Source organism: bacterium (assembly GCA_040757115.1).
Classification (GTDB): domain Bacteria; phylum UBA9089; class CG2-30-40-21; order CG2-30-40-21; family SBAY01; genus JBFLXS01.
Genome location: JBFLYA010000366.1, coordinates 1 through 2810, shown reverse-complemented (window position 1 = coordinate 2810; position 2810 = coordinate 1). Strand labels below are relative to the sequence as shown.

Below are 2810 nucleotides of genomic sequence, written 5' to 3'. Positions count from 1 at the left end.
TGAAATTGGCAAATATCAAGGTTGGTCTATTGATAAATTTCAATGTGGAAAGATTGGAAGAAGGCATAAAGAGATTTGTTCTGTAACATCTCCCTGCCCTTCGTGCTCTTCGTGGTGAATAGTTACATTAAGGAGTAAAAAATATGGCAAAAACAGAAGAAGAACTATGGAAAGAATATAAACGCACTAACAATCCTAAGATAAGGGAAGAATTAATCCTTAAATATGCCGGGACGGTGAAATATATTGCCGGTAAAATCGCGATGAGCACACCACCACAGGTGGAATATGATGATTTAGTGAGTTATGGGATTTTAGGATTAATCGATGCCATTGAAAAATATAACCCGACAATAGGAACTACATTCAAAACTTATGCCATTACTCGAATAAAAGGCACAATAATTGATGAACTAAGGATTTTAGATTGGGTCCCAAGGTCATTACGACAAAAGGCTAAACAGATTGAGAAAATCTATGGGGAGTTAGAGTATAAATTAGGTCGCCCGGCTACAGACCAGGAAGTAGCATCTGCCCTGGGGATAACTGAAGAAGAACTCTCCCAATTACTCTTACAGATGAGTGGCATATCATTGATTTCCTTAGATGATATCTGGCGTTTAGATGATGAAGAGAAAATAGAAGTAATCGATACGATTAAAACCCCTCCTGAACAAGGACCTGATGCAAAATTAGAACAAGAAGAATTGAAAAGACTTCTTATTCAGGCTATCAATAATCTTCCGGTGCGAGAAAAGGAAATTGTTGTTTTATATTATTATGATGATTTAACATTGAAAGAGATTGGAAAAGTGTTGGGCGTTACAGAATCAAGGATATGTCAATTACATAGCAAAGCAATATTGCGATTAAGAGGATATTTGAACAAAATACAGGAAATGTTTGAGGGATAAAAAGTCAGAGGAGAACCAATGAAACGACCTTATGATGTCGATGGTTATTTTAAAATCGCCTCAGTGCCTACGGGTGTTTATTTAACGGTCTATCCACCACTGGGTGAAGGGAAAAGAGTTGATTTAGAAGAAGTTTTAATTCAAGTTAAAGATAATGAGCGGATAAAAGATGTTGACTTCGAGGCAATTACGGAGGCTGTAAAACTAAGCAATGGTGTCTCAGTAAGGATTGGCGAATATCGAGTTGAATCAGTCGTTGATATACTCTTAGTCGAAATTAGTGAGGATGAATTAAAAGCCTATTTAACCATTCTCTATCCACCTGAAGGAGGAAAAGTAATCACCATTAAAAGTATTCTTGAAGAACTGGCTAAACAAAAGGTAGTCTATGGAATACAGGAGGATAAATTAGCCGGGGTTTTAAAGAGAGAGGAATTTAACAGGGTGTTTTTAGTCGCAGAAGGTATCCCGCCAGAAAATGGAAAAGATGCAGAAATAACCTTTAAATTTAAAAAACAAAAAGAGATTAAATTTGAAGAAGTTGCTGGAAAGGTAGATTTTAAACAGATGTGCCCAATTGATATTGTCCAGCAAAACGAAGTAATTGCAGTTAAAACTAAAGCGACTTCCGGCAAACCAGGAATTACGGTTACCAGCAGATTAATACCCCCACAACCAGGTAAAGATGTCCCTTTTCCTCAAGGGAAAAACATAGAGGTTTCGCCAGATGGATTAGAATTGAAAGCAAGCATTTCTGGACGACTGATATTTGACAAAGATAAAATTAATATAGACCCGGTCTATAATATCAATGGAAATGTAGATTATTCCACCGGAAATATCGATTTTCCAGGAACGGTTGTGATTAATGGAGATGTCTTAGGTGGGTTTAGTGTCAAGGCAGGTGGAGATATATTTATCGCTGGTTGTATAGAAAATGCACACATTAAGGCTGGCAGAAACATTAATGTCGGAAATGGAATTTTAGGAAAAAATGAGGCTCATCTCTACGCATTGGGGGATGTATCCGCTAAATTCATAGAACACAGTAAAATAGATTCCCATCACGATGTCATTGTCAGTGAATCTATTGTCCATAGCTACATCAATGCTAAACATAAAGTTATTCTAACAGGGAGATTAGGTGTAATCCTTGGTGGTAGAGTTCGTGCCGGCGTAGAGATACGAGCTAAAGCTATCGGGGCATGGACTGAAGTCCCAACTGAGTTAGAAGTAGGATTAGACCCACAATCTCGCGAAGAAATCCACCGTTTAGCCTACGAGATTGCTGAAGATAAGAAAAAATTCCAGGAACTAAAATTAGGCATAAAAACATTACTTAACTTAAAAGCATCTACTAATGGTCACCTACCTGAAGGAAAAGAGGAATTATTAACCACCCATCTTAAAGCCCAGGATTTATTAATCGAAAAATTACGCGAGGCAACGGAAAAAATAACCACATTACAAAAAAGAACATCTTTTGATAGCGGTGGAAGAATAGCCATACTCAACATCATTTATCCTGGTGTAAAAATCTCTATCCATAACGCCATCCTCCATACCTTTGAGGAATATAAATATGTAACCTTTACCGCTAAAGGCGGAAAAATCGAAATCACTCCGTATCAAGAAGCAATAAACCTGAAATCGGCAAGTAGGTGAGTAAAAAGGGGAGAGGCTTCTACTGGAGTTTCGTGAATTTTCTATGATTCTTTTCTCCTTTAATCTTTGCGTTCTTTGCGGTCGATTTCTTTGCGTTCTTTGCGGTTAAAAAAGGGTAAGCGTTCAGGTGGTGTAACAAAAGGAGATGTGGAGATTAAGGAGATAGGGAGATATTATTAAAAAAATTGAAATTAATAGAAACTAATAGAAATTTATGGAAATTTGTTGTTT

The 2810-nt window shown here is 37.0% G+C and carries 2 protein-coding genes; both read left to right on the top strand.

What is annotated here, in order from left to right:
* Positions 1 to 143: 143 nt before the first annotated feature.
* Complete coding sequence (gene whiG / locus AB1422_18690) at positions 144 to 914, top strand: RNA polymerase sigma factor WhiG (GenBank protein ID MEW6621328.1); 771 nt, start codon at positions 144 to 146, stop codon at positions 912 to 914.
* Between the two features lie 18 nt (positions 915 to 932).
* A complete protein-coding gene (locus AB1422_18685; GenBank protein MEW6621327.1) occupies positions 933 to 2579 on the top strand; it encodes a FapA family protein in 1647 nt (548 codons plus the stop codon).
* Positions 2580 to 2810 lie beyond the last annotated feature (231 nt).

Bases quoted from the DNA above. Each gene is read 5' to 3' on its own strand.
- whiG (MEW6621328.1), top strand. From the start codon at position 144: ATGGCAAAAACAGAAGAAGAACTATGGAAAGAATATAAACGCACTAAC.
- AB1422_18685 (MEW6621327.1), top strand. From the start codon at position 933: ATGAAACGACCTTATGATGTCGATGGTTATTTTAAAATCGCCTCAGTG.